General features: G+C 65.3%; 24 protein-coding genes. 14 read left to right on the top strand and 10 right to left on the bottom strand.

Going from position 1 to position 25468, the window contains the following annotated elements; genetic code table 11:
• Positions 1-165 precede the first annotated feature (165 nt).
• Both CURSPS6_RS10070 and CURSPS6_RS10065 read left to right on the top strand, forming a co-directional pair.
• Entirely contained in the window at positions 166-1830 is a 1665-nt protein-coding gene (locus tag CURSPS6_RS10070; protein ID WP_082470430.1) for a phospholipid carrier-dependent glycosyltransferase, read from the top strand.
• Between the two features lie 43 nt (positions 1831-1873).
• Entirely contained in the window at positions 1874-2476 is a 603-nt protein-coding gene (locus CURSPS6_RS10065) for a low molecular weight phosphatase family protein (protein ID WP_051687900.1), read from the top strand.
• A gap of 24 nt (positions 2477-2500) precedes the next feature.
• Here CURSPS6_RS10065 and CURSPS6_RS10060 read toward each other — a convergent pair whose 3' ends face one another.
• The 4 genes from CURSPS6_RS10060 to CURSPS6_RS12920 form a co-directional block, all read right to left on the bottom strand.
• Positions 2501-3592, bottom strand: coding sequence for a TIGR01906 family membrane protein (locus CURSPS6_RS10060; RefSeq protein ID WP_051687899.1), 1092 nt, complete (start codon positions 3590-3592; stop codon positions 2501-2503).
• 90 nt (positions 3593-3682) lie between these two features.
• Positions 3683-4978 carry a L,D-transpeptidase gene (locus CURSPS6_RS10055; protein WP_030015920.1) on the bottom strand — a complete coding sequence of 432 codons (1296 nt, stop codon included), beginning with the start codon at positions 4976-4978 and terminating at the stop codon, positions 3683-3685.
• 70 nt (positions 4979-5048) lie between these two features.
• Entirely contained in the window at positions 5049-5384 is a 336-nt protein-coding gene (locus CURSPS6_RS10050) for a DUF3499 domain-containing protein (RefSeq protein WP_051687898.1), read from the bottom strand.
• A gap of 48 nt (positions 5385-5432) precedes the next feature.
• Complete coding sequence (locus tag CURSPS6_RS12920) at positions 5433-5957, bottom strand: WhiB family transcriptional regulator (RefSeq protein ID WP_035811049.1); 525 nt, start codon at positions 5955-5957, stop codon at positions 5433-5435.
• 180 nt (positions 5958-6137) lie between these two features.
• On the opposite strand from CURSPS6_RS12920, the gene CURSPS6_RS10040 reads away from it, so the two are divergent.
• The gene (locus CURSPS6_RS10040) at positions 6138-6914 is read left to right on the top strand and encodes a TIGR03089 family protein (protein ID WP_051687897.1); all 777 of its coding nucleotides are present in this window, start codon (positions 6138-6140) and stop codon (positions 6912-6914) included.
• 31 nt (positions 6915-6945) lie between these two features.
• Here CURSPS6_RS10040 and CURSPS6_RS10035 read toward each other — a convergent pair whose 3' ends face one another.
• The gene (locus CURSPS6_RS10035) at positions 6946-7560 is read right to left on the bottom strand and encodes a GtrA family protein (protein ID WP_035811046.1); all 615 of its coding nucleotides are present in this window, start codon (positions 7558-7560) and stop codon (positions 6946-6948) included.
• A 266-nt stretch (positions 7561-7826) separates the two neighbouring features.
• Between CURSPS6_RS10035 and CURSPS6_RS10030 the strand changes: the two genes are divergently transcribed.
• The 4 genes from CURSPS6_RS10030 (at position 7827) to CURSPS6_RS10015 (ending at position 12384) form a co-directional block, all read left to right on the top strand.
• Positions 7827-8969: a 5-(carboxyamino)imidazole ribonucleotide synthase gene (locus CURSPS6_RS10030; protein ID WP_235503760.1), complete on the top strand. Its 1143-nt coding sequence runs from the start codon at positions 7827-7829 to the stop codon at positions 8967-8969.
• A 61-nt stretch (positions 8970-9030) separates the two neighbouring features.
• Positions 9031-9651, top strand: coding sequence for a 5-(carboxyamino)imidazole ribonucleotide mutase (gene purE, locus CURSPS6_RS10025; protein WP_051687896.1), 621 nt, complete (start codon positions 9031-9033; stop codon positions 9649-9651).
• A gap of 84 nt (positions 9652-9735) precedes the next feature.
• A complete protein-coding gene (locus CURSPS6_RS10020; RefSeq protein WP_051687895.1) occupies positions 9736-11364 on the top strand; it encodes an LCP family protein in 1629 nt (542 codons plus the stop codon).
• Between the two features lie 18 nt (positions 11365-11382).
• Positions 11383-12384, top strand: coding sequence for a lipid II:glycine glycyltransferase FemX (locus CURSPS6_RS10015; RefSeq protein ID WP_030015911.1), 1002 nt, complete (start codon positions 11383-11385; stop codon positions 12382-12384).
• 15 nt (positions 12385-12399) lie between these two features.
• Here the strand turns inward: CURSPS6_RS10015 and CURSPS6_RS10010 are convergent, their stop codons facing one another.
• Both CURSPS6_RS10010 and glpX read right to left on the bottom strand, forming a co-directional pair.
• A complete protein-coding gene (locus tag CURSPS6_RS10010) occupies positions 12400-14214 on the bottom strand; it encodes an ABC transporter ATP-binding protein (protein ID WP_152978132.1) in 1815 nt (604 codons plus the stop codon).
• 169 nt (positions 14215-14383) lie between these two features.
• A complete protein-coding gene (gene glpX, locus CURSPS6_RS10005) occupies positions 14384-15376 on the bottom strand; it encodes a class II fructose-bisphosphatase (RefSeq protein ID WP_030015908.1) in 993 nt (330 codons plus the stop codon).
• 257 nt (positions 15377-15633) lie between these two features.
• On the opposite strand from glpX, the gene CURSPS6_RS10000 reads away from it, so the two are divergent.
• From CURSPS6_RS10000 to CURSPS6_RS09975, 7 genes are all read left to right on the top strand, one after another.
• Complete coding sequence (locus tag CURSPS6_RS10000) at positions 15634-16338, top strand: DUF4245 domain-containing protein (protein WP_055725746.1); 705 nt, start codon at positions 15634-15636, stop codon at positions 16336-16338.
• A gap of 77 nt (positions 16339-16415) precedes the next feature.
• A complete protein-coding gene (locus tag CURSPS6_RS09995; RefSeq protein ID WP_030015905.1) occupies positions 16416-17054 on the top strand; it encodes a carbonic anhydrase in 639 nt (212 codons plus the stop codon).
• Positions 17055-17091: 37 nt separating this feature from the next.
• Entirely contained in the window at positions 17092-18498 is a 1407-nt protein-coding gene (locus CURSPS6_RS09990; protein WP_030015904.1) for a class II fumarate hydratase, read from the top strand.
• 233 nt (positions 18499-18731) lie between these two features.
• Positions 18732-18893 carry a hypothetical protein gene (locus CURSPS6_RS12645; protein ID WP_160319792.1) on the top strand — a complete coding sequence of 54 codons (162 nt, stop codon included), beginning with the start codon at positions 18732-18734 and terminating at the stop codon, positions 18891-18893.
• Positions 18894-19011: 118 nt separating this feature from the next.
• Positions 19012-19689: a TetR/AcrR family transcriptional regulator gene (locus tag CURSPS6_RS09985; protein ID WP_235503746.1), complete on the top strand. Its 678-nt coding sequence runs from the start codon at positions 19012-19014 to the stop codon at positions 19687-19689.
• A 137-nt stretch (positions 19690-19826) separates the two neighbouring features.
• Complete coding sequence (locus tag CURSPS6_RS09980) at positions 19827-21590, top strand: MDR family MFS transporter (protein WP_416371675.1); 1764 nt, start codon at positions 19827-19829, stop codon at positions 21588-21590.
• A 174-nt stretch (positions 21591-21764) separates the two neighbouring features.
• Positions 21765-23510: a pyruvate dehydrogenase gene (locus CURSPS6_RS09975; RefSeq protein WP_030015900.1), complete on the top strand. Its 1746-nt coding sequence runs from the start codon at positions 21765-21767 to the stop codon at positions 23508-23510.
• A gap of 87 nt (positions 23511-23597) precedes the next feature.
• On the opposite strand, the gene CURSPS6_RS09970 is transcribed toward CURSPS6_RS09975, so the two are convergent.
• Genes CURSPS6_RS09970 through CURSPS6_RS09960 form a run of 3 tightly spaced genes read right to left on the bottom strand, consistent with a single transcriptional unit; the run spans position 23598 to position 25439 of the window.
• Positions 23598-24083 carry an NUDIX hydrolase gene (locus CURSPS6_RS09970; protein WP_030015899.1) on the bottom strand — a complete coding sequence of 162 codons (486 nt, stop codon included), beginning with the start codon at positions 24081-24083 and terminating at the stop codon, positions 23598-23600.
• A gap of 57 nt (positions 24084-24140) precedes the next feature.
• Positions 24141-24650: a prepilin peptidase gene (locus tag CURSPS6_RS09965; protein ID WP_051687891.1), complete on the bottom strand. Its 510-nt coding sequence runs from the start codon at positions 24648-24650 to the stop codon at positions 24141-24143.
• Positions 24651-24677: 27 nt separating this feature from the next.
• The gene (locus tag CURSPS6_RS09960; protein WP_030015896.1) at positions 24678-25439 is read right to left on the bottom strand and encodes an isoprenyl transferase; all 762 of its coding nucleotides are present in this window, start codon (positions 25437-25439) and stop codon (positions 24678-24680) included.
• Positions 25440-25468 lie beyond the last annotated feature (29 nt).

Raw genomic sequence — 25468 nt, 5'->3', positions numbered from 1 at the left:
TTCGATGGTGCATGAAGTCCCCCGCAGCGCAAGTGCTCACCCGTTGGTGAGCGAAATCTCGGTCATCGGCCCTTAACTATATAGGGAATTTCGGCGGCCTCCCGCACTCGTGGTCGGGGTCTCCACAGGCGACATGACGGTCAAGCACAGCCGCCCTCCCGTAGCATGGGACGGGTGAGAACCCCCGATGACATCTCGACCTCGCGTTCGGCACGACGGGCCCCAACCCGACGCCGCCCGACCGCCGCAACTCGGTTCCGACCGGCGCATTTCTCCCCGGAGTCACTGTGGGATCGGCTCCGCGTCGGCCCGGCCTACCTGCCTCGGTACTGGTGGATCGGACCGGCCGTCGTCATGGTCGTGGCGGCGCTGCTGAGGTTCGTCAGCATTTCCCATCCCAACGCGATGGCCTTTGACGAGACGTACTACGCCAAAGACGGTTACTCGCTGTTCCACTTCGGGTATGAACGTCAGTGGCCCGAGAACGCCAACGACTCGTTCCTCGCCGGGAACCCGGTGCAGCCCTCCGACCACCCCGAATACGCGGTGCATCCGCCGCTGGGCAAGTGGATGATCGCCCTCGGCATGCTGCTCTTCGGCGACGACAACCCCCTCGGGTGGCGCTTCTCCGCGGCGCTCTTTGGAACCTTATCGATCGCGGTTCTGATGTGGGTCGCCTGGATGATGTTCCGGTCCATCACCCTCGCGTCGATCGCGGGATTCCTCATGGCCATCGACGGGCTGCACATCGTCCAGTCTCGGCTGGCCCTGCTCGACATCTTCCAGATGTTCTGGCTGCTCCTGGCCTTCGCGCTCCTGGTCGCCGATCGCACCGCGAGCCGACGACGGCTCGCGTGTCTGGTCTCGGCATCGGCGGGTGACACGGGAATTCCGAGCCGGTCGTATCTTTCGTACGGACCGTGGCTGGGAATCCGTTGGTGGCGGATCGCGGCGGGCATCGCGTGCGGTGCGGCGGTCGGCGTCAAGTGGAATTCGCTGTTTTTCGTGGCGATCTTCGGCATCCTGACCGTGCTGTGGGATATCTCCGCGAGGCGGGTTGTTGGTGTCCGCAACTGGTTCACGGCCGCGCTCCTCAAAGATGCCTGGAGGGCCTTCATCTCGGTGGTCGTCGTGGGGCTCGGGACCTACCTGGTGACCTGGGTCGGCTGGTTCGCGTCCTCGGACGGTTTCAACCGCCATTGGGCCCAGGAACATCCGGACCAGGGGGTTCAATGGCTCCCGGCCCCGTTACGGAGCCTCTGGGCGTACCACGTGGAGGCCTACGAATTTCACACGCACCTGGACACGCCGCACACCTACATGTCGCCGGCGTGGCAGTGGCTCATTCTGGGCCGGCCCACCTCGTATTACTACCAGTCCTACGATTCCGGCCAGGCCGGATGCGCGGCCGATCACTGCTCGGCGGCCATTCTCAACGTCGGCAATCCCCTGATTTGGTGGTCCGCGGCGGCGGCCATGATCTTCGTGCTGATCTGGTGGATCATCAAGAGGGACTGGCGCATGGGCGCGATCTTCTTGGTCTTCGCCGTGGCCTATCTGCCGTGGTTCGCCTATCCCGAGCGCACGACCTTCTACTTCTACGCCCTGTCGTTCCTGCCGTGGCTGATTCTCGGGCTCACGGCGGTCCTGGGGCTTGGCCTCGGCAGGCCCGGAGACACCGTGCGCCGACGACGCCTCGGGCTCATCGTCGTCGGCACATTCCTCATCGCCGCGCTGCTGATCAGCAATTTCTTCTGGCCGATTTGGACGGGCCAGACCATCCCCTACGATCACTGGCGGTGGCGGATGTGGTTCAACGCCTGGATCTGATCCGCCCACGACCACCTCACCTCGCACCTCGGAGGAGTCTTCCGTGAACAGCCCCACGAATTCCGGGCCCGCTGCACACGCGGCGGGTCCGGCGCCCTACGCCACTCTGTTCGTCTGCACCGGCAATATCGCCCGCTCGGCCTCCGCCGAGCTGCTGGCCCGCCAGCGGAGCCCGGAGGATTCGCGCCTGGTCTTCGCGAGCGCCGGAACAGCGGCGGTCGTGGGCTCTCCGGTCGCCGAGGAGGTGGGCGCCGAACTGCGCGAGCGGGGCGTGCCGTTCGGCGAGCATCGGGCCCAGCAACTGACCGGGGAGATGATCCGCCACGCGGACATCGTGCTCGCCATGGAGGGACACCACCGTCAGTGGATCCTCGACGAATGGCCGGCGGCGGTCGGCAAAACATTCTTGCTCAAGCACGCCGCCCGCAACCTTTCCGCCGCCCACGCGCCGGTCTCGGGAATGACCGATCCGGCGGTGTGGCTGCGGTCGCATGCCGCGGCCGGGCAGCCCGAGGACGGCATCGCCGATCCCTTTCGCAAGGGAAACGAAGCCGCCCGCCGGGCCGTCACGGAGATTCAGGACGCGATCGGCGAGCTGCTCCCCGCGCTCCACCGCTGGGTGGACGACACCGCACGCTCATCGTGACCCGCGCTGTTGCGGGCCGCGGCCTCAGTGGCTGAGCCGCTCGCGGGCTCCCTGACGCTCGTGGATCCGCTGGAGGGTCCGCTGACGGCGTGCCTTGGTGGGCCAGGTGATCGCCAGGATCACGGCGCTGACGATGATGCTCACCGCGGCGATCACGACCGCCGAATCCACCCAGAACTGCTCCGGGAAGAGCCGGATCAGGCTGTCGGATTCGCGGAAGGCCCAGTTGCCACCGGAGAAGAAGATTTCGTGGAACGTCGTGAAGAAGGATTCCCAGCCGACGGCCGCGAGGACCCCCAGGACGACCAGCAGAATGAGCGTGAGCCACGCGCCCAGGAATAAGCTCTTCCGGATCGCGCCCGGGGCCCGACGCCGCAACCCGGTCATGCACAGAAGAGCGACCAGGGCCAACGCGGTGATTCCCACCAGCGACCACAGCATCACGTGCTTGACGTCGGTCATGTGGCCCACCTCTGCCGGCAAGAACACCGTCTGTCCGTGCGGGGTGACGACGTCGCTCAGGAAGCGCGACGGCGCGAAATTCAGGATGTAGTTCAGCCCGTAGGAGCCGAAGGTCATGCGGTCATCGGTCGAGAATCCGTAGGCATCCTCGGGGAAGCCGGGGCGGTGATATTCGAGCCAGAGAAAAGCCGGGGTCGCCACGAGCCGGATGGCCAGCATGAGCGTGGCCAGGGGGACGGCGATGGTGATCACGGCCCGCCGAAGGCCGAGGGCTCTGGGGCGGTCCTCGATCGCCTCGTCCCGGGCCGCCGCCCGGGAGCCTCGGCCCGCGCCCCCTCGTCGGCCGTCCTCGGCCTGCGCGTCGGCCTGGAGATTGCCGGGGTCGGCACGCTCCTCGCCCGCGACGGCAACTGCCGAGGTGCCACCGCCTGAGGCCCGCGAGCCATCGCCGGTCGACGCCGCAGACGATGCGTCGTGCGCCGAGGCGGTGCGTGCCGTCGTTTCGGGGCGGCGGAGTCCGGCACGACCCGTTGCCCCGGTGGTGCCGGTATCCACCGTCTCCGGGGCCACCGCCGGGAGCAGGTTATCCCATTCCGGTCGAGGAGTCTCCGCCCAAGGGGCCTCGGGTTCATCGGGTCGTGATGGGGCGGGCATGCTTCTCCTCACTAGAAATGCGGTGACGCTGATACGCGGGAAGCCACGACTCCCCCATCACTGGGGGCGCCGTGGCGCACCGGAAGACGTCTACCAGTTACCCTTCCAGCTGGTATCCGTGTAGTGCTCCCACGGGATATTCCAGTCACCATACCCGTTATCCGGGTCCGCCTGGCCGTAGCCGGTGTTTTCGGTTTGGACCACGTCGCCGACCATGAAGGTGTCGAAGAAGAATTCCGCGTCGTCGGGCAACAGACCGATGCAACCGTGCGAGATATTCGCGACGCCCACGTAGGCATACGCGGAGGGCTCCGCCTGGTGAACGAAGGCTCCGCTACTGGTCAGCCGGTTGGTGTTGGTCGCTTCAAAGGTTTCGTACCAGTGCGGATCGCCCTTCTTGATGCCCAGGGTGCTCGCGTCAAACTTGTACTTCTTGGCCTGCTCCATGATGACGAGCTTGCCGGTGACCGAGGGCCACTCCGGGTCGCCCAGGGTCACCAAGGCCTCGCGCACCTTCTTGTCGTTGACGTACATGGTCATCGTCTTCGTGTTGTTGTCCACGTAGGCGTAGTGCTTGTCACCGGTCTTGAAGGTGACCTGGTAGTTCTGGTTGCCGATCTGACCGCCGCCGAGGTCTTTGCCCAGCAGGTCGGCGTTGATCGTGATCTCGGAGTTCGGCGCCCACAGGTCCTCGGGGCGGTAGCGAACCATCGTGTCTTTGTACCAGCGGAAACGTCCGGGGCCCATGCCGCCGCCCGTCACGGTGATGGCCTTTTCGATCTCGGCCCGGTTGGTCACGGGCTCGGAGAAGTTGATCTCGATGATCTGGCCGGTGCCGTAGGTCTTGCCGTCGGCGACGTTGATCTTGGCGTCCGCCTCATTGGCCGCGACGACGGTCGTGAAGCCGCTCTGCCCGTCCTTCGAGGCCTTACCGTTGCTCACCGAGTAGTTGACGGTGTACTGGGTATCGAAGTCCAAGGGGCCTTCGGAGGTCCAGGTCAGCCCGTCCGGTGAGACCTTGCCCTGCACAGGCTCCTTGCCACCGTCAACGGTGACCTTCTCGATCTTGCCCTGCTTCGTGCTGACGGTCACCGGGGCCACCGGGTTAATCTCCTGCGCATCGGCGGCGGGAACGACCGTGACCTCTGGCTCGAAGACCGGGGCAGCGGCCGATGACGCGCCCGACGAGCTGCTCCCGGAGGCCCCCGGGGAGCCCCCGGAATTATTGGAGCACGCCGAAAGGATCGCGGCGCTGAAGAGCCCCAGGGCGCCCCCGGCGACGGCCTTGCGCCGGCTCAGGAGGGGGCGGGCGTTATCGGGATCGGAAAGACTTCCGATACGCCCCTGAGCTCGATGCTCGCGGTGGTTCGAGGTGGGTTCGGCCAAAGCTAAGGTTTCCTTCCGATGTGCGGCATCACGGAAGATCGTGTTCCCTAGCACGACCATCCGACGTAGTCTAAGCGCGCGAGCCTGGCCCGCGCATAAAGTGGAGAGTCCTCACGTTGTCCGGCATATCCGGCTTGCTCTCTTCCGTGGACAGATTCGCCGACGGATCGGCGTCGTCACCCTGGGGTGACGGATGCGAGTCATCCATGTCCAACCGCACAATATCCCATCCACGCGGTGCGGTCAGCCGGGCGGCGTGCGCAGAACACATGTCATAGGCATGAGGTTCCACGCGAGTCGCCAAGGGCCCGATCACCACGGTGGACTCGGAGTACGCGTACGTCAAGGTGTAAGTTGCCTCGCGCTGACACATCATGCGCGAGCACATGCGAATGTTCTCAATCATGGGAATCCAAATGCTACCCCGCTCAGCTGTGAGTCAGGTTAGCGTCCTTCAGCTGGCACGCCTGCGGAGGCGACGACGTTCACGCTCGGACAGGCCGCCCCAAATTCCGAAGCGCTCGTCCTTGGCCAGTGCGTAGTCCAGGCACGCCTGGCTCACGGGACACTCCGAGCAGACGCGCTTGGCGTCCCGGGTGGATCCGCCCTTTTCCGGGAAGAAGGCCTCGGGATCGGTCTGGGCGCACAGCGCGTCGGCCTGCCAGGCAAGCTCGCCTTCTTCGTCGTCCGTTCCGTACTGCCCCGCGGCCGCCTGCCACATCTTCAAGACGTCGGGATCCGACGAAAAGAGATCCACGCGCTGGTCTTCCGCCTCGGTGGGCGCGGCGGTTTGTTTGGGGGTATCGTCGGCAAGAGCGAGAAAAGCGGTGGCCTGATCTTCCAGGCTGTCGGTCGATTCACGGTGGTCGCCCTGCGTCTCCGCGGGATCGACGTACCAGTCGGCCGGAACGGTTTGGCGAAGGCCCATCCTCCCCTCGGAAGCGGGTGATGTGCTTCGGTTCCGCACTGCTTCGCCCATGCTCGTCCTTTCCTTGCGCCCCCAAGATGCGCGCCGGTTCGTGGAAAATTCCACTCATAATTACATCGGTGTAATCACGTCGCGTCAAGCTCGAATTTGATTCAAATGTCAAGCAACCACGCCGAACCGCTACATTTCCGGCGTGTCTCGCACGTCTCATCCGCAGATAGACTCGAACCCATGAGCCATTTCGCCACGCCCTCGTCTTGGGCCAATCTGGAAACCTTCTCCCGCGCGCTGTCGGCATCGCCGCGGCCCGCCATCATTTGGTACGGCGTCGGGGGCGAGCGCATCGAGCTCTCGGGCAAGGTCCTGGAAAACTGGATCGCGAAATCGGCGAACCTCTTCGTCGACGAACTCGACGCGGTCCACGGCGACTCGATCGCCGTCCACGCGACGGCGCACTGGCGTAGCATCGCGGCAACCCTCGGCGCGCTTCGGGCGGGGTGCACCGTAACCGCCGACGAGGCCCCCGCGTTCTGGCTGGGCTTTGACCACGACCCGGCGGCCGACGCCGCCGACATCGCCGTCTTCATGGGCCGCGGATCCCTCGCGATGTCCTACGACGGCCCGTCCGAGAACTTGCCGGACGGCTCGCTCGACTATTGCGCCGAGATCAGGTCCTTCGGTGACGTCTTCGACCCGATCGACGCCGTCGCCTCGGATCACGTGCTCAACGCACCCGCCGATGGTTCTGCAGGCGGCGAGACCACGGTCAGGCAATGGCTCGATCGGGCCGCCTCGTGGGCCGAGGAACTGGGCGATCTCGAGGAACAGGCGGTTCAGGTGGTCGTCCCGGCCGGGCACCTCAACCTGGAGTTTCTCGCCTGGTGTTGCGGCATCCTGGCGACCGGGCGGGCCGTCGTCCTCCTGGATCCGTCGGTCGCCTCCGAGGAAGACCGCGCGGCCTCGATCTGCCGCGATGAGCGGGCCACGCGCAGCCTCACGGCGCCGTGATCGCCTCCCGCACGCCGCGCGACAGGCGGGGCTAGGACTCCGGCCGATCGGCGTCGCGGGGGCCCTGACTCGAGGGTTTTGAGTGCCGCGCGATCTCGCGCGCGTCCATCGAGCCGGTGACGATTTCGGTGGCTTCGGCCACGAAGCGGCCGACGCGTTCCTCCCGCGTCATGTCCTCCTCGGAGACCGCCGATTTGGTCTTGGATTCGTCCCCGTAGACCCAGAACCGGTAGGCGAAATACCGGACGATGGTGCCCAGGATCGTGCCGATGATCGTTCCGGAGATGAAAGAGGCTTCCTTCGAGGTCATGCCCAAGACGTAGAAGGTGAAGAGCACGCACCCGGATTCCACGCCGATGCCGATGAGGTTGACCACGGCAAATTGGACGGCTTCCCGCAGCTTGTTCTGCTGCCGCTTGTCGCGGAAGGTCCACAGGCGATTGACGATCCACGAAAAGATCGTCGCCACGATGCCGGCGATGAACTTCGCCTTCACGTGCCCTTCTGCCTCGAACACGGTGTTCATCAGCAGAAGCGTGACACCGGCATTGACGACGAAGGCCAGGGCGCCGACGATCCCAAACTTCAGGACCTCTTTCAGGAAGAGGTTCCACAGTCCATGGACTTTCTCAGCAATGGTCGACACTCAGACTCCACGTGATTGGGGGCAGGAAGGCCGCAACCGGCCGCACGGTGCGCGAGATTTTCCGGGCGACTGGCCGCGATGATGGGGTCCGCACCTCGTGCGGAGGCCCAATGCTCACGGTGAGTCTACCCGGGACGGGAAGAAATCCTGCGCAGGAAAATGACGCATCCGTCACCCAGAGCACCCTCAGCAGGTAGCCTGGAAGCGTGAATTTTCCCAGTACCGGACCCATTGTCGGCGTCATCGGGGGCGGCCAGCTCGCCCGCATGATGGCGCCCGTTGCCAGCGAGCTAGGAATCGAGCTCCGCGTCCTCGCCGAATCCCCCGAGGTATGCGCCGCGGCCGTCGTTCCCCATTCCCCCGTGGGCGACTACACGGATCTGACGGCCCTTCGCGAATTCTCCCGCGGCGTCGATGTGGTGACCTTCGACCACGAGCACGTGCCCACCGAACACCTTCGGGCGCTCTTGACCGACGGCGTAGCCGTGCATCCCGGCCCCGGCGCGTTGATCCATGCCCAGGACAAGATCGCGATGCGCCGGGCCGTGGATCGCCTCGGATTGCCCAACCCCCGCTGGGCGGCGGTCTCCTCCCCCGCAGAGCTACACTCCTTCGGCGAGGAGGCAGGCTGGCCGGTGGTCCTCAAGACCCCGCGCGGCGGATACGACGGCAAGGGCGTCATGCTCGTCGAAGCCCACGAGGTCGACTCGGCCGACGTGGCCGACTGGTTCCGACGGGCCCAGGACGCGGGATGGACCGACGGGGCCCTCCTGGCGGAGGAGAAGGTCGAATTCTCCCGCGAGCTCTCCGCGCTGGTGGCCCGCCGGCCCAGCGGCCAAATCGCCGCGTGGGAGGTCGCGGAGTCGATTCAGGTCAACTCGGTGTGCGACGAGGTCATCGTTCCCGCGCCGGGCCTTCCCGAGGAGACCGCGAAGGCCGCGAGCGACGCGGCCCGGCGCATCGCCGAGGAACTCGACGTCACGGGCGTGATGGCGGCCGAGCTGTTTGAGACCCCCGGACGCGGCCCCGGGTTCCTGGTCAACGAGCTCGCGATGCGCCCCCACAACTCCGGGCACTGGACCCAAGACGGGTCGGTCACGAGCCAGTTCGAGCAGCATCTCCGGGCGGTCCTGGATCTTCCCCTCGGGTCGACGGATCGCGTGGCTCCGGTCAGCGTGATGAAGAATTTCTTAGGCGGAAGCAACCCGAATCTCTTTGCGGCCTATCCCAGTGTGATGGCCGAATTCCCGCGGGCCAAGATCCACACCTACGGTAAGTCCGTGCGCGAAGGCCGGAAGGTCGGCCACGTCAACGTCACCGGTTCCCACGACGAGGTGGAATCGCTCCGCCGGATTGCGCGCGGGGCCGCCGAGGGAATCCGCGACTACCCGACCCGGGAGTGGGATTAGCGCCCACCCTCCAGCCCGGCCGGGCATCCGACCCGGTCACCAGCACCACGAAGGAGCACACATGAGCCCCACGCAGGAAACCCCTCTCGTCGGCCTCGTCATGGGGTCCGATTCGGACTGGCCAACCCTGGAGGCAGCCGCCGACGTCCTCGAGGACTTCGGAATTGCGTACGAGGCCAAGGTGGTCTCGGCACACCGGATGCCCGAGGAAATGATCGCGTACGGCAAATCGGCCGAGCAACGCGGTCTCCGGGTGATCATCGCGGGCGCGGGCGGCGCGGCGCATTTGCCGGGCATGTTGGCCTCCGTGACCGTGTTGCCCGTGATCGGCGTCCCGGTTCAGCTCAAGACCCTCGACGGCATGGATTCCCTGCTGTCCATCGTTCAGATGCCCGCGGGCGTGCCGGTGGCCACGGTCTCGATCAATGGCGCGAAGAACGCCGGCCTCCTGGCCGCCCGGATTCTCGGCTCCGCCGCCACGCGTGAGGGCCAGGAGATCCGCGGCGAACTCGGGGAATTCGCGGCAAACCTCTCGGAGACTGCCCGCAATAAGGGACTCGCGCTGAGCGCCAAGGTCGCCGCGCGCCGGGACCCCGCGGAGGAAGATCGCCCGGCCGCCGCACCCAAGGCGCCGGAGGACGAGGACCGCGGTGACGGCCCCGCCGCGGCCTACGCCCCGTAATTCGACACCCGGCACACTTCCCCTCGCGCCTTGACCCGATATCGGGGTATTTGCGCATGTCAGACGGTAGGATCGACCTCGATCATGACTACTTCCTCCAGTAACCAGGACCACTCCGACAAGATCGAGGCCGCCCGAGGCCTGGACGAGAGCGTCGGCAGCACCCGCTTGACGGATCCGCTCAGGAATCCGCGCTCGGGTGGGGCTGTCACGCGCACCAAACGGGCCTGGCTGCTGTTGTTGCTGACCACCCTGATCCCGGGGTCAGCGCAGCTGGTGGCCGGCCACCGGCGGTTGGGCCGCATCGGCCTGACCGTGACCCTCAGCGTGTGGGCCCTGATCATCCTGCTGTTCCTGGTTTACCTGATTCACCGGGCGTGGGTCATCGATCTGGTCACCGGATCGTTCATGTCCCTGGTCCTGGTGATCGTGCTGATCGCCCTGGCGTTGTTCTGGGCCTTGCTCTTCGTCGATACCCTTCGGCTCATTCGGCCGGTGCTCCTGGCCAAAGGCATGCGCCCGGCCGTCATCATTGGCTTCGTGGTGCTACTGTTCGTGACCGCCGGCGGCGTGGGCTATACCGCATACCTCGTGGGGGTCGGTCGCGGGGCCGTCAGCAACATCTTCGCCTCGGGTGACAAGGTCAAGCCGGTCGATGGTCGGTATAACTTCCTCCTCATGGGAGGCGACGCCGGGAGCGACCGCGTGGGCCGGCGCCCGGACTCGATGACCGTCTTCAGCGTGGACGCCAAGACCGGGCAGGCCGTGACGATCTCGCTGCCGCGCAATACGCAGAACGCCCAGTTCTCCAAGGACTCCCCGCTGTGGAAGATCTACCCGGACGGCTACAACTGCGGCGACGAGTGCATCCTCAACGCGCTCTATCCCGACGTGGCGAATAATCACAAAGACCTCTACCCCAATGCCTCCGATCCCGGCGCCGAGGCCATGAAGGACGCCGCCGAGGGCATCACCGGGCTGCCGATCCAGGCGTACGTCCTGGTCGATATGGACGGGTTCGCCAACCTCATCGATTCGATGGGCGGGATCGACATCAACGTGGGCGGCCGCGTTCCGATCGGCGGCGGCCACGATGAGATCACCGGCGCACCGAACCCCATCGACGGATACATCGAGCCCGGCAGACAGCACCTGGATGGTTTCCACGCGCTCTGGTACGGACGCTCCCGCGAAGGCGCATCCGACTACGACCGCGAGGCACGCCAGCGCTGCGTGCAATCGGCCATGCTCAAGCAGCTGGATCCCGCGACGGTCCTGACCCGGTTCCAAGACATCTCGAACGCCGGGCAGAAGATCATCGAAACCGACATTCCCGAGAAACAGCTCTCGACGTTTGTCGACTTGGGCATCCAGTCCAAAGACCACTCGCTGATCCAGTACGGCATGGCCCCGCCCTATTTCCCGGACACCTTCCCGACCTATCCCGACTTCGATCAGTTCCACTCCTCCGTGGCGAAGGTCATTCAGGACTCGAAGGACGGCAAGACCCCCGACACGAATGACGGCAGCAGCCCTCAGGCGGCGGGCTCCGGGACCGGCGTCGCGCCCGTCTCGGCGGTCTCCCCCATGTCCCTGCTCCAGCCGCTCGGCGTGACCACCGCCCAGCAGTCCTCGACGCACGGCGCCTCGAGCACCGTCGACGTCCAGCTGGCGGCGGAGCTCACGGAGAACGGAACCTGTTCGGTCCCCTAAAGCCATAGGATGAAAAGAATGAGCACGATTCTGCAGTCAGACGCATGGGCCACTTTTCAGCGCGATCTGGGACACGAGGTTTTTCAGAAGACCGGAGACGGTTATTCCTACCTTGCGATCCTGGAGGGTGGCCGCGCCGGTCGCTACCTGTACTGCCCGTACGGCCCCATCGCCGAGTCTCCCCAGGCCTTCACCCAGGCCCTGGACGACCTGCGGCGGCTGGCGGCCAGCAAGAAGTGCCTCTTCGTTCGCGTCGAACCGACCGAAGACACCATGTTCCCGGTGGGCTCGGATCCCGTTGAGGATCTCACGAGCCGCGGGATGTATTTCTCCCCGCGTCAGATCCAGCCCAGCCACACCTGGATGGTGGACCTGACCCAGGATGAAGACGCCATCCTGAAGGGCATGAAGTCGACCAACCGGAATCTGCACCGAAATATCCACAAGAAGGCCGTGACCTTCGAGGAGTCTCACGACCCCGCCGATGTGTCGGTCCTGCTCACCTACCTGAATCAGACCGCCGAGCGCGTCGGTTTCAACCGGCAACAGGACGACTACCTCACCCAGGCCGCCAAGTCGCTGTTCCCGTTGGGCGCCGCCTCGGTGTATCTGATCCGTGTGGAGGGCGAACCGATTGGCGCGGCCATGGTCTACGACTCCGAGGACACGCGCACCTACGCGCACGCCTCGATGTCCTACGAGCACCGTCGGCTGAGCGCCAATAACCCCCTGGTGTCGACCATGATGCTCGATGCCAAGGCCAAGGGCCTTCAGCGCTTCGACATGTTCGGCATCGCGCCCGAGGGTGAGCCGAATCATCCGTGGGCCGGATTCACCGGGTTCAAGAAGTCCTTCGGCGGCTACGCGGTGACCACCCCGGGCACCTGGGACCTGCCGGTCAGCCTTGCCGCGTATCGGGCCTTCCGCGCCGCCTACGCCCTGCGCGAGAAGGGCCTCCCCCGCCTCAAGAAGCTGGGATCGCGGGCCGTCTCCTCGGTACGGTCCGTGGCTAAGCGCTGACCTCCCGCGGGAGCCTCACACGCCCAGATCGCCGAGGGCAACCAACCGGGCGAATTCCGGTTGCGTTTCCTTGAGCTGCGTCATCGTGCCGCGTCCCTGAAGGCGTCCGCCGGCGAAGAAGAGGATCTCGTCCGCGTTCTTCACGGTGGAGAGCCGGTGGGCGATCACGATGACGGTCATCTGCCCGCGCAAGGCGTCGATCGTTTCGGTGATCTCGTGCTCGGTCTCGTTGTCGAGGGCGCTCGTGGCCTCGTCCAGGATCAGCACTCGCGGCTTGCGGTACAGGGCCCGGGCAATGCCGATCCGTTGCGTTTGCCCTCCTGAGAGCCGTGCGCCGGCGTCTCCGACCATCGAGTCGAGCCCGTCCGGCAGATCCTTCAAGAGCGAGTCGAGCCGGGCTCGTCGCACGACCTCGTCGAGCCAGGCCTCGTCGATCTGATCGTGGGGCTCGCCGAAGGTGATCAGGTCGCGCACGCTGGCGTCCCACAGATAGACCTTCTGGGAGACCATGGCGACGTGCCGCAACCAGGATCGAGGATGGGTCGAGATATCGATGCCGCCGGCGCTGACCGTCCCCGAGCTTGGCTCGTACAGGCCCGCCAGAATATCCGCGAAGGTCGTCTTCCCGGCGCCCGACCCACCGACCAGGGCCACGGTGTGCCCCCGGGGAATGGTCACGCTCACGTGCTCCAGCACCGGTCGCGACGAGTCCGGGTAGGCGAAGCACAGATCCCGCACCTGAATCTCCGTGTCCGGGAACTCCAGGATCGTCTCGTCCCTCGACCGGCTGCTCGCCTGGTCGGCAGCGAGCTCCTCGATATCCGCGGCGACCTCCTTCAACGACGGGCCGCCCGACCTGACCTGGTTCAGCGTGGCCACCACGCGGTTGAGGGCGGGTACGACGCGCATCGCGGCCGCGGCGAAGACGGCCAGGAGGCCGAAGGCGGTGGCCTGATCCTTGACGCTGAAGAGCAGGATCGCGACCACGAGGATCCCGAAGATCATGACGATCTCCAAGAGGTATTTGGGCAGCTCGCCCATGATGCGCAGGAAGCTTTGGTAGCCGGCGTACTCGAGCCGATTTTTCCGGAAGGCATCCGCGAAGTACTGCTCGCGCTGGAAGATCCGCGATTCCCGGAACCCCTCGATCGCCGGGTTGAGGTACCCGAAGGCCTCCATATCCCGGAGGTAGGCGGAGTGTGCGTGTTTCAGGGAATACGGCTTGACCACCCGCGCCAGCAGGTACGCGGCGCCCCCAAAAATGATGACCGCGGCCGCGGCGGCCACCGGCGACATCACGGTGATGGTCGCGATGATGAGCACAATCGTGATGCCGTCCACGGCGATCGTGATGTAGCCCAGCAGAACCTGTTCGAAGACCTGCGCGATGCCCCGGGTCAGAATCTGGAGCATCCCGGCCTTGGACCGCTGCCGGTGGCGCGCGTACGGGGCGGCCAGATATCGCTCGAGGACTTCCGCCTCGGTGGCCGCGCGGGCGTATTCGATCTCGCGAATGATCCAGCGGCGGATCAGGATGATGGCGCCATTTTTGATGAGGAAGGCCAGGCCCACGCCGAGGGCCAGCACGAAGAGGATGGTCTTGCGGTCTTCCGTTCCCAGGACCGGAACGACGAACCGGGTAATGATGCCCGGCAGCTGGTCACCGGCAGCGATGACCTGGGTCAGCGGTAACATCGCCGCCACGGCGACCATGTCGAGCACGGACGCCGCGAAGGCGGTGATGAACATGGCCACGATGCGCGAGCGCATGCGCCACGGAACCAGTCGGAAAACTACTCGTAGACGGCGGTAGTCGTCCTTTGCGGACAATCCGCTCCCAGAGCCTCGAGCCACAACATCCCCCTATGCAGTCTCTCCTCGGCCGCGCCATCGAGATCGACAATGATGACGCCGCCGAGCACCAGACATTACCGGCAACGGCCCGTCAGTACAGCGTGGTACACCGCACTCCCGGGCCGTTGCGGGCCTCAGGAGACGCTCAGCGCTGGTACTTATCCCATTTGGACGCCACGTGCTCGGCCTCGACCATGCGGACGGTGCCGGACTTCGACCGCATCACGATCGATTGCGTGGTGATGGTCGGGCCCGAATAGCGCACGCCGCGCAGCAGGTCCCCGTCGGTGACCCCGGTCGCGGCGAAGAAGCAGTTATCGCTGGTCACGAGCTCGTCGGTGGTCAGCACGGCGTCCAGATCGTGGCCGGCGTCGAGGGCTTTCTGCTTTTCCTCGTCGTCCTTGGGGGCCAGGCGACCCTGGATCACGCCACCGGTCGCCTTGATCGCGCACGCCGCGACGATGCCCTCGGGGGTTCCGCCCGTGCCGATCATGACGTCCACGCCCGTGCCCTGGCGGCACGCGGCGATCGCGCCGGCGACGTCGCCGTCCAGGATCATCCGGGTGCGTGCGCCGGTGGCCCGAATCTCCTCGACCAGCTTCGCGTGCCGGGGGCGATCCAGGATGCACACCGTGAGCTGGTTGATGCGCTTTCGCTTGGCCTTGGCCACCAGGTGGAGGTTCTGCTTGACCGGCAGCCGCAGGTCCACCAGGTCGGCGGCCTCGGGGCCCGTGACGAGCTTTTCCATGTAGAACACGGCGGACGGATCGAACATCGACCCGCCATCAGCCACGGCGATCACCGACAGGGCGTTGTTCATGCCCAGGGCCGTGAGGCGCGTGCCGTCCACGGGGTCCACCGCGACGTCGAGCGCGGGGCCGTCGCCGTCTCCCAGCTCCTCACCGTTGAAGAGCATCGGGGCTTCGTCTTTCTCGCCTTCGCCGATGACCACGGTTCCGTTGAAGTGAACCGTGGAGAGCATCTTGCGCATCGCATCCACTGCCGCGCCGTCGGCCGAATTCTTGTCTCCGGCACCTACCCAGTTGCCGCCGGCAATCGCCGCGGCCTCCGTCACTCGAACCAGTTCGAGCGCAAGGTTGCGATCGGCCTGATTATTCTGTTCGCTGACTTCCGACACAGAGTTCCTCGCCTTCGAAGTTGTCATCCACGATGAGCGTGTAGTCGTCGCCCACCGCGTGGTCTCCCTGGAGCGCGTTGCCACCGGGGTTGCCCCTTCAGCTTACTTCCCCCGCGCGGGCCAGGCCCGTCTCCGTTTCATGTGACATGCCCGTATCTCGGACCAATCGATGATCCTGGGCACAATATTGCGTGAGAGATCCCTGGGCGCGGCCCCGTCAGCTTGGACCGCACTGGACCCTGCGGCACAATGGCCACGTGAGCCAATCCAGCCCTGAACCTCCCGAGCCGCGCGACGGTAGCGCCACTGACCCGACCGAGCCTGCCGCCGGGGATGACACCCCGATCACGCCGCAGCTGACGGAGTCACAGGCCAAAAGGCTCAACACTCCCCTGCGCGCGATGGTTTTCTCGATGATCGCGCTGTTGTTGATCCTGCTCCCGTTCCTCTGGCTGGTGCCACGCCCGGACAACGAGTCGTATCGCCCCGAGGTCGACCTCACCAAGACCGCGCAGGAGGCGAGCGAGGCCGCGGGTTATACGGTCGCCGCCCCTCAGCTCGATGAGCCGTGGCACGCGAATTTTGCGCGGTGGAATTCCGGGGCGGCCGACGGAGTCCCATTCTGGGAAACCGGTTTCGTGACCCCCTCACAGGGGTTTATCACCATTTCGCAGACCAATAAGGCCAACCCGACCTGGACCGCGCAGAAGACCAACGGCTCACCGGCAACGGGCCACACCCAGATCGGCGGGGTCGATTGGGAGACGCACGTCAAGCCCGGCAAGAAGGACGATTCCGGCGGCACCTCGTACGTCGCGAATATTCAGGGCACCACGATCGTGCTCTCCGGCGACGGAACCAAGGACGAGTTTTCGACCGTGGCGGAACATTGCGTCACATCCGTCAAGGAAGGCCCGCAACCCCAGGCCTCCTCGACCACCCCGTCCACGGACCAGGGCTAGCCTGGCCTACCATCGAAGAACTGGGCGCTCCGACAGACCGGAGACCGCCTTTGTCCCCCACGTCGAAAGTTTCCTCCATGTCGGATGCACCCCAGCAACTCACACCCCAGCAAGCGTGGCAGCGCCTGACCGACGGAAACGCCCGTTTCGTCGCGGGCAAGACGGACCACCCGAATCAGGATGCGGCCCGACGCGAATCGCTCACGGGCGGCCAAAACCCCTTTGCGGTCATCTTCGGTTGCGCCGACTCACGGTTGGCCGCCGAGATCATTTTTGACCTGGGCCTCGGGGATACCTTTGTGGTCCGCACGGCGGGGCAGGTGCTCGGAAACGCGGCGATGGGTTCCCTCGAGTACAGCATCACGGATCTGAACGTCCCCCTGATCGTGGTCCTCGGCCACGACTCCTGCGGAGCCGTGACCGCGGCCAAGCAGTCCTACGAGTCCGGATCCATGCCTCCCGGTTTCGTGCGGAACCTCGTCGAGGAGATCATGCCGGCCGTCATCGAAACCGAGCGCAATTCCGAGGCCGGGGAGGCGACCGTCAACGACATGGTTCGCACGAACACCCGCCAGACCGCCGAACGCATGATCGACCAGTCCAAGATCATCTCCGGCGCCGTGGCCGACGGAAGCACGGCCGTGGTCGGAATGTTCTACCACCTGCGCGAGGGGAAGGCCGAACTGGTCTTCTCGTCACACGACTTGGACGCCTAAGACGCAAACGGGACGCTGATCGGCCTAAACTGGCGGCATGGCTGAAAATACAGAATTCCGCATTGAACACGACACGATGGGCGAGGTCCGCGTCCCGGCCGAAGCCCTGTACCGCGCCCAGACCCAGCGCGCCGTCGAAAACTTCCCGATCTCCGGCAAGACCCTCGAGTCGGCCCACATCGCCGCCCTGGCCCGCGTCAAGAAGGCCGCGGCCCAGGCGAATCTCGAGCTCGGCGTCCTCGACGCCGACCGGGCGGAGGCCATCCGCAACGCCGCGGACGAGGTCATCGCGCACCGGCACGACGGAGAGTTCCCGATCGACGTCTTCCAGACCGGTTCCGGAACCTCCTCGAACATGAACACCAACGAGGTTCTCGCCACGCTGGCGAGCCGCTCCCTCGAGTCCAAGGGCATCGAGGTTCACCCGAACGATCACGTCAACGCGTCACAATCCTCCAACGACGTCTTCCCGACCTCGGTGCACGTGGCCGTCACCGGCGCGCTGATCAACGATCTCAAGCCGGCCCTGGACACCCTGGCCACCGCCCTCGAGAAGAAGTCCTCCGACTTCGCCTCCGTGGTGAAGTCCGGCCGCACCCACCTGATGGATGCGACCCCCGTGACCCTCGGCCAGGAATTTTCCGGATACGCCGCGCAGGTCCGTTACGGCATCGAACGCATCGACGCCGCGCTCCCCCGCGTCGCGGAGGTCCCCCTCGGCGGCACCGCGGTCGGCACCGGAATCAACACGCCCGACGGCTTCTCGGCCCGGGTCATCGAGTTGCTCGCCGAAGAGACCGGACTGCCCATCACCGAGGCGCGCAACCACTTCGAGGCGCAGGCCAACCGTGACGGCCTGGTCGAAGCCTCCGGCCAGCTCCGCGGCATCGCCTACTCGCTCATGAAGATCTGCAACGACATCCGCTGGATGGGTTCGGGCCCCAACACGGGCCTCGGCGAGCTGCGCATCCCCGATCTGCAGCCCGGGTCCTCGATCATGCCGGGCAAGGTCAACCCCGTGATCTGCGAGGCCGTCATCCAGGTGGCCGCGCAGGTCATCGGCAACGACACGGCCGTCGCGCTGTCCTCGACCAACGGCGCCTTCGAGCTGAACGTGGGCATCCCCGTCATGGCCGCGAACCTGCTCGAGTCGATCCGTCTGCTGTCCAACTCCACGCGGGTCATGGCCGAGAAGATGGTCTCCGGCCTCGAAGCCAACGAGGAGCGCGCGCGCTTCCTGGCCGAGGCCTCGCCGTCCACCGTCACCCCCATGAACAAGCTGATCGGCTACGAAGCCGCCGCCAAGATCGCCAAGCACGCCGTGTCCCACAAGACCACGGTTCGCGAAGCGGTCATCGCCTTGGGTTACGTGGAACGTGGAGAAGTCACCGAGGAACAGCTCGATGACGCGCTCGACGTGACCAAGATGCTCGGTAGCCACTAGGCTTCAACACCAGGTGCTCCGGCACGCGCCAAGGGCCGGCGACGTCGTGAACTTCCCACCATTCCACGACGCCGTCGGCCCTTTGGCGTGCCTCGGGAAAAGGCGAAGGCCGAAAGGTAGAGCTGGCTCTGCCCGAGTCTCCATCTGCCTCTGATCCCCCGCCATCACGCGGTCCGTAGAGTCGTAGACGTCATGCAGCACAAGGCATGACCGGCTCTCGAAAGGACCACGCGATGAACTTCCTTAAACTCGTCACCACCCCGCGTCGCGAGGATCGGAACGCCTCGGATTACTCCCTGAGCGATCCGGAGGTCAACGACATGACCATGGCCATGGGAATGTCGACCCTGCTCACCACGGCCACCCCTCTCCCAACGATTCCGATGGCCGCCTAAACCTCCTGACGTGAACTCGCCGCGCCGATTTCGGCGCGGCTTTTTGCGTATCTGCTCATGTCAAAGGTCACATCCAAACTAATTGCACCCTTCGGTGCGTAGTGCAAAAATACACTGAGTGACCGATAGTGAAATGTTTCTGACGCCGTCCTGCGTGGACAGCCTTCGCGAGCGCAAACGGCTCGAGACGCGTAAAGCCATCCACGAGGCCTGCCTTGATCTGGCCGAGGAACGCGGAGTCAGCGGCTTCACCGTCGAGGAAGCCGCCGAGCGTGCGGAGATTTCTCGACGCACCTTTTTCAACTACTTCGCCAGCAAAGAAGACGCGATCTTCGACTTCGATCCCGAGGACCTCCCGGATGCTTACCGCCAGCGCTACGTCGACGGCGTCTACGCATCTCCCGAATCCTCGGTCGTGTTGGAAATGGTTCGGATGTACGCCGACGTCGAGCAGTCACGATTGGTCGGATACCAGCCGTCCCGCATGCGTCGCGTCCGGGACCTCCTGAAGGACAATCCCAAGCTCATCGACTACGTCATCAAGAAGACGGACGCGAATTTCCATGATCGCTCAGCGTTGCTCCAGCGCCGGCACCCCCAGCTGACCGAGGCGCAACGAATGCTGGCCCTCAAGACCGTCGAGGGCTTACGACATATCTACCTCGAGAGGATCCGGGATTCCGGTTCCCTCGAGTACGGCCCCCAAAAACTCATGCAGACTTACGACGACCTCGCGGACATGGCCTTCCGGCCCACTCCGCGAACGACGGACCACGACGTACAGGAGACACCGTGACACAATCGACCGCGACCGGCGCGGCCCCCGCGACGAGCAAGAAGTCGCGGCGCAAAGATCAGCTGACCGACGCCAATGGCAAGTTTCTGCTGACCAAGCGCCGCATCTGGACCATTTTCGGCGCCCTCTTGGTCGCGATGTTCCTCGCATCGATGGACCAGACCATCGTTTCGACCGCCATGCCGACGATCGTCGGCGACCTGGGCGGCGTCGAGCACCAGACCTGGGTGACCACCGCGTACCTACTCGCCTCTACCCTGGTCATGCCGATCTACGGCAAATTCGGGGACACCTTGGGCCGGCGGAATCTTTTCCTCATCGCGCTCACGATCTTCACCGGTGCCTCGTTGGTGATCTCGCTGTCCACGAGCTTCTGGTTCTTCGTGGTCTTCCGCGCTGTCCAGGGCCTGGGCGGCGGTGGCCTGATGATCCTGTCGCAGGCGATCATCGGCGACATCATTCCCGCCAAGGATCGCGGGCGCTACATGGGCGTCATGGGCTCGGTCTTCGGCATGTCCGCCGTGATCGCCCCTCTGCTCGGCGGCTTCTTCGTGGATCACCTCTCCTGGCAGTGGTGCTTCTACGTCAACGTGCCCCTGGGTGTCATCGCCCTGATCGTGGCGATCGTCTTCCTCAAGTTGCCCTCGCACAAGGCCCAGAACCGTATCGACGTTTTGGGCGTCATCTTCCTGTCCATCACCACAACCTGCCTGATCTTCTTCACCGACTTCGGTGGTTCCAGCGATCACGGCTGGGACGCCCTGGAGACCTGGCTGTGGGGCGGCGGCGCGCTGCTGGCCGGGTTCGTCTTTGTCCTCGTCGAGGCCAAGGCCAGCGACCCGGTGATTCCGCTGACGCTGTTCAAGAACCGCATCTTCATCATCGCGACCGCGATCGGCTTCTTCCTGGGTATGTGCATGTTCGCGGCATTGGCCTTCATCCCGACGTTCCTGCAGATGTCCACGGGAACCTCGGCCGCGGCCTCGGGACTGCTGATGTTGCCGATGATGGCCGGGCTCATGCTGACGTCGATCCTCTCCGGTAACTTGATCTCCAAGACCGGCCGATACAAGCTGTACCCGATCTTGGGAACCCTCGTCACGGCCGCGGTCATGGTGTGGATGACCTCGCTGTCGGCCGACACCGCCGTGTGGGTCATTTGCACGATGCTGTTCTTCTTCGGCGTGGGCCTCGGCCTGATCATGCAGGTCGTCGTGCTGGTGGTGCAGAACTCCGTCCCGTTCACCCAGCTCGGCACCGCCACGAGCGCCAACAACTACTTCCGTGAGATGGGCTCGTCCGTGGGCGTGGCGATCTTCGGCGCGATGTTCACCTCGCATCTTTCCGAGAAGCTCACCGACCTGTTTAGCTCGCTGCCGCCGCAGGCCGCGCAGGCCGCCCAGGCCGGTGGCGCAGGGGGCGACGCCGCGTCCTCCCTGACGCCGTCGATGCTCAACGACATGCCGGACTTCTTGAAGGACGGCATCGTCAAGGCGTACGCGGAGTCCCTGGCACCGGTGTTCTGGTACCTGCTCCCCTTCATGGCCCTGGCCTTCATCCTCTCCCTGTTCCTCAAGGAAATTCCGCTGCGGTCGGTCTCCGGCATGGTCGCGCGAGGCGAGGCCATCGACGGCGACGCCGCCGAGCAGGCCTATCAGAACCTGCACACGGGTCAGTTCGCCGCGATTCCGACCGGCGGCCTGAGCGTCGTGCCCGGCCCGCAGGACGAGGATTCGAGCGAGGCGCCCCCGCGGTCCGAGGACGCCACGGCGGCCGACGCTGGCGGGGCATCCTCGGCCGGTGAGGCCGACCCTTCGCCCAAGCCCGCCGGTCGCCACGTCGCGGATTCGCCCGTGGACGCCCGACCCGGAACCCGTGAGGCAGATTCCACGCAACGGTGATCGGTCCCACCGGTCTGTTTCCGAAACAGTTCCTTTGAACACTATTCCGCCCCGATCCTAGTGATTCCGGTCAATTTAGGACTCGGGGCGGAATAGCATGGCGTCAGGACTGGTTGACATGACCAGAATTTGGGATTTCCGTCCCTGCTCCGATCGATAAGGAATCGAGGAACTGTGAAACTCGCAGAACAGATCGTCCAACAACTGATCGAGGCCGGCGTACACCGCATTTACGGTATCGTCGGTGATTCTCTCAACCCCATCGTTGACGCGGTCCGAGCGACCGGCGGAGCTAAGAAGGGCGGCATCGACTGGGTGCACGTCCGCCACGAAGAGGCTGCGGCCTTCGCCGCCGGCGCCGAGGCGCAGCTGACCGGAGAGCTGGCCGTCTGCGCGGGTTCCTGCGGGCCCGGCAACCTCCACCTGATCAACGGGCTGTTCGACGCCAATCGTTCGCAGGCCCCGGTCTTGGCGATTGCTTCGCAGATCCCGAGCGTCCAGATCGGCCAGGGATATTTCCAGGAGACCCATCCGGACCGTCTCTACGAACAGTGCACGGTCTATAACGAGCTCATCTCCACGACCGACCAGGCCCCGCGCGTGCTGTCCTCGGCGATCCGTTACGCCGTCGGAAAGTCCGGTGTCTCCGTCGTGACCCTTCCGGGCGACCTCGCCGACGAGGAAGCCACCGCCAAGTCGCCGGTGCTCGGCGAATTGCGCCGCTCCCCCAAGGTGCCCCACGACGAGACCATCGCGGAATTCGCGAACGCCATCAACTCGGCCGACAAGGTTGCCTTGTTTGTCGGTGCCGGCGCGAAGGGCTCCCACGACGTCATCGTCGAGCTCGCCGAGAAGATCGGGGCCCCGATCGGGCACTCCCTCCGTGGCAAGGACTTCATCCAGTACGACAACCCCTTCGACGTCGGCATGACCGGCCTGTTGGGTTACGGCGCGGCCGCCGAGGGCATCCACGACGCCGATCTGATGATCATGCTCGGCACGGACTTCCCGTACGACCAGTTCCTGCCCGATACCAAGACCATCCAGGTCGACACCGCCCCCGAGCACATGGGCCGACGCACCAATGTGGACCTGCAGATCGAGGGCAGCGTCCTGGAAACCGTGCACAAGGTGCTTCCGCTCCTCGAGCGCAAGACCAACCGCAAGTTCCTCGACAAGCTGCTCAAGCGCCACGACACGATCATGAACAAGGCCGTCGGCGCGTACACGCGGAACGTGGAAAAGCACAAGCCGATCCACCCGGAATACGCGGCGTCGATCCTGGATCAGGTCGCGGACGAAGACGCGATCTTCACCGCCGATACCGGCATGTGCAACGTGTGGTCCGCCCGTTACATCAACCCGTTGGGAACGCGCCGGCTGATCGGCTCGTACCTGCACGGCTCGATGGCCAACGCGCTGCCCCAGGCCGTCGGCGCGCAGGTTGCCTACCCGGATCGTCAGGTCATCTCGATGTCCGGCGACGGCGGGCTGTCGATGCTCCTGGGAGAGCTCGCGACCGCCGCGATGTACCAGTTGCCGCTGAACATCGTGGTGTTCAACAACTCGACCCTGGGCATGGTCAAGATGGAGATGATGGTCGACGGCCTTCAGGACTACGGCGTGGATGTCCCGGACATCAACTACGCGGACGTCGCCAAGGCCATGGGCTTCCACGCGGAACGCGTGACCGATCCGAAGAAGCTCAAGAAGGCCTACGAGGACGCCCTGGCCCACAAGGGACCGAGCGTCGTCGAGATCATCACCGATCCCCTGGCCCTGTCGGTGCCGCCGCAGATCAACAACAGCATGGTCTTCGGATTCGCGACCGCGATGTCCAAGATCGTCTTCAACCGCGGTGCCGGTGAGGCCGTCTCGATGGCACGCTCGAATATCCGCAATATCAACTCGCTGAGGTAATCCTCCCGAGTTGTCCAAGGGCCCCGTCTTCGCCATCCGTCGTGATGGTCAAGGCGGGGCCCTTGAGCGCGGTGGTCCCGTGGACGGTCAGTCCCCCAGTCCGTCGAGGGAGAATTCCGCGGCCCCGGTGAATTCCACCGCGGAGCGAATGCGGTAGAGCATGCGGTCGCTCATCTCCGGCAGGTCGTCCAGATGGAACCAGCGCACGTCGGTGGATTCTTCGTCATTCACGCGCGCGGCTCCGGCCACGTACCGGCACCGAAAGGTCAGGTCCAGAAACTGAGCCTGGTCCCCGTTCGGGAAGGTCTGGGGCGGGCAGGCCTTGACCGAGGCGAGCCCCTCGACGCGGATTTCGACGCCGGCTTCCTCTTCCGCCTCGCGGATCGCGGTCACCGCGGGCTCCTCGCCCGGATCCACGATTCCGGTGATGGGCGTCCACGCTCCGTTATCCGAGCGTCGGCACAGGAGGATCCGGCGGTCGTCGTCGAGGATCACCGCGGTCACCCCCGGCATCCAGAGCGGGTCGTGTCCGATCTTCTGACGAATCTGGACCACGAATTCCGGCGTTGGCATCGGGGGTTCTCCTTGGCGGCTCGGCTTTATTTCTGCAACCACCCTACCCGCGGCGGCTCAGGCGACCCCGGACGGTAGGAGCACGCAGGCCGCCACCGTGGCGACCAACAGCCACGGTCCCAGGGGCAGGTGGGTGCTCTTCTGCGCCCGGCCCGTGGCCAACAAAGTGGTCGCCCAGATCCCCGCGCCGAAAAATGTCATGGCCAGCTGCGCGACCGCGTGGAGAACGGACAGAAATCCGCAGGTCCATCCCAGGACCGGGGCCAGAAACAGGTCACCGCGGCCGACGGAACCCTGACTGAGCCGGCGCGAGACCGCCAGCACCGCCCACGCGAGACACGCTCCGAACAGCCCCGAGGCCACGCGTTGCGGCTCCCCGGCCAGCAGGGCTCCCAGCAGGAGCCCGACGCCGAGCACCGGATACAGCGGCCGTGACAGGCGGCGGGGCAACCGGTGACGGGTCAGATCGTTCCAGAAGAGGCCCGCCCCGAGGACGAGAAATGCCAGCGCGTCCAGCGCCACCAGACTCGCCGCGACCTGCCCGGAAGGACCGGTCTGCCACCACATGCGCGCAAGGTCCCACACCGTGGCACCTCAGGAACCGAAGCGACGCTGCCGTCCGGCGAAATCCCGCAAGGCCCGCAGAAAGTCGACCCGACGAAAATCGGGCCACAACGCCTCGCAGAAATAGAACTCGCTGTAGGCCGACTGCCACATCATGAAGCCGGAGAGCCTCTGCTCGCCCGACGTGCGGATCACCAGGTCGGGGTCCGGCTGGCCCCGAGTGTAGAGATAGCTCGAGATGTCCTCCGAGGTCAGCGTGTCGGCGACGTCGGCAGCGCTCTTGCCTTCCTCCGCCGCGTCGCGCAGGAGCTCACGTACCGCATCCACGATCTCCTGACGACCGCCGTATCCGACGGCAATATTGACGTGGAGACCCTCGACGTCGGCGGTCTGCGCCGTGACGGCCTCGACGGTCTCCGGCAGATCATCCGGCAGGAGGTCCAGGGCTCCCACCGGCTGGAGGCGGGCGATCTGGCTCTCGCCCAGTTCGTGCAGGAGATCCTGGATCACGCCGATCAGATCGCCCAGCTCGGAGGCGGGACGCTTCAGGTTCTCGGTGGACAACATGTAGAGGGTCACGACGCCGATATTCAGTTCCCGGCACCAGCCGAGGAATTCGATGATGCGCTCGGCACCCTTCTGATGACCGTGTTTGGTGGTCTGCCCCATGAGCGCCGCCCAACGACGGTTCCCATCGACCATCACGCCGACGTGATGCGGCAACCGGTCCACCGGGATGGACGCCGTGAGGTTTCGCTCGTACACGCTGTACAGAGGCTTTGAAAGCTTCATGGCAGTCCTTTGGGTCGTGGCGGCTGGGA

This window comes from Curtobacterium sp. S6, assembly GCF_000710345.2.
Classification (GTDB): Bacteria; Actinomycetota; Actinomycetes; order Actinomycetales; family Micrococcaceae; genus Rothia.
The sequence above is the reverse complement of the archived record's forward strand: the minus strand, read 5'-3'. Positions and strand labels throughout refer to the sequence as shown.